This window comes from Caballeronia sordidicola, assembly GCF_002220365.1.
Lineage (GTDB): Bacteria > Pseudomonadota > Gammaproteobacteria > Burkholderiales > Burkholderiaceae > Caballeronia > Caballeronia sordidicola_C.
The window spans coordinates 1-2059 of the sequence record NZ_MTHB01000303.1; the positions used below are offsets into that span (position 1 = coordinate 1).

The window sequence follows — 2059 nt, forward strand, 5'->3', positions numbered from 1 at the left end:
GGAATCGCGGCCACAGTCAGTACCAGGGCGAACTGCAATGTGGTAAGGATCGGGTCGCCGCGGAAGATCGCCACAGCAACAATCCCCGCCACCATCACCACCGCCAGGATAATTAAATAATTTCCAATCTTCAGCACCGCGCGCTGAAAGTGGCTAACCGTATGCGTTCCCTGCACCAACTCCGCAGTCTTGCCGAAAAAGGTGTTCCCACCGGTCGCGTAGACCAATGCGCCGATCTCACCTTGACGAATGATCGAGCCTGAAAATATTGCCTCGCCGGAATTGTGCGTGACGGGCAGCGACTCTCCGGTCAGTGCGGATTGGTCGACCTCCACAGCGTCACCGTCCAGCAGTCGTGCGTCCGCCGGCACAATGTCGCCCAGACGCACGCGAATGACGTCACCCGGAACCAACTCACGCGCTGGCGGATTTATCCACTTCCCATCACGTATCACCCGAGCCTTGATCGCGAGCGTCGCTTTTAAGGCGGCGACCGCATTGCCCGCCTCGCGCTCTTCCCAGAACCCAACCACTGCGTTGGCCAGAAGCAGTACAAGAATGATGCCAAAATCCGGCCAGTGCCGAGCGACCGCCGAAAGGATCACGGCCGCTTCGATCATCCAAGGGATTGGACCCCAAAAATAGCTGAGGAATTTCAGAATAGCGTTGGTCTTCTTTTCCTCAATTTCATTCGGTCCATATTGGGTTAGCCTTTTCTTCGCCTCTGCCTGGCTAAGGCCGTCCGGTGACGAATTTAGTTTCTTTTCCACTTCCGGCATCGGAAGCGATTGCAACTCGTTCTTGACTTGGGTCTTCGATCCCTGCTTGGGGTCGTGAGTCTTGTCCGGGCCGGCATCGGATACCATAACTTGTACTCCTTACGTTTTAGTACGCTGTGCCTTTTATAGGCTGCAGTGATACGCCGGCGCCAATTGAGCGTCGGGACACCCGAATCTGTCCATCCCCCTTGGACGCTCCCTTCAATGCAATCGAGATCCGGGTGCGACATCGAGTGCCCGGATAGCGGCTGACGAAACGGGTGACACGGAATGTCGAGCACGGTCAGTGGCGGTCGAAGGACCACGATCACCTGCACGCCCTTGACCGTTGGCTACGTCGCCCGATCGCAGGCGATACCACCGACCTCGACGCGCGCGATGGATTTATAGGCCACCGGAAATGCGTAATGCCAGACCGCGATCCAATACACCACCGTCCATGCTGGCTATAAGCACCGCTTTCGCACGATTCAGAGTACGAAAGCTATGTCCAGAAGCGGACCGAGTAAGCTTTCAGGAAAGGGATCAATTGATGTCAAATCGAGGTCACACCGAAAGCGGATCGATGTTTCGATCATAGGGCGGTCCAACCAGAAGCAACAGGCTCGGAAACTACTCAGATCCACGCGTGAGCAGTCTGGTGTCCGCAGTGGTGTCAGAGGCGAGACAACTTCACAGCTTGGAGCAGTGGCATGCCCATTGCGCCGTCCACGCATGTTCGAAGGCCGCTCCTTCATCAACTTCCCGAAGGTGGCTACTCAACATCCTTCAATTGCGCGGATTGCGCTGCGAGCGCAAGGCGAGTCAAAGCCGGCAAAGACTTTGACCCTGTTTTTTTCATTATCAACGCTCGATGATTCTCGACGGTACGCTGACTAATGCCAAGGTCCGCTGCAATAACTTTACTGGGGCGACCCGCGAGTACGAGATCCATGACCTGGTGTTGTCTCGGCGTCAGCTCCAAGATCTGGTTCGCTGCGGCCTCGCGCCATGCGAACAGCTTACGCGAACTCAAGAACTGTTCGAAGGCGCGAGCCACACATTCGAGCAACTCAATTGGGCCGATCGGCTTTTCAATGAAGTCTGAAGCGCCCGCCTTCATCGCCTGCACCGCCACTCGCACGTCGCTGTTACCCGTAATCATGATCGCGGGTAAGTGGTCATCCCGATTGTGCAAGTGCTTAAGCAAATCGAGTCCTTTCATACCTGGCAGATAGGCATCGATTAAAAGGCAAGCCTCTCTGCCCGGTTGATAGGCTTCTAGAAAAGCCTCGCAAGAC

2 protein-coding genes are annotated in these 2059 nt (G+C 55.9%); both read right to left on the reverse strand.

What is annotated here, in order from left to right:
• A partial coding sequence (locus tag BSU04_RS44005; protein WP_144021549.1) for an HAD-IC family P-type ATPase occupies window positions 1–866 on the reverse strand: 866 nt, incomplete at its 3' end.
• A gap of 667 nt (window positions 867–1533) precedes the next feature.
• Window positions 1534–2059 (reverse strand): response regulator transcription factor (locus BSU04_RS44010; RefSeq protein WP_144021550.1); only part of this gene is annotated, 526 nt, incomplete at its 5' end.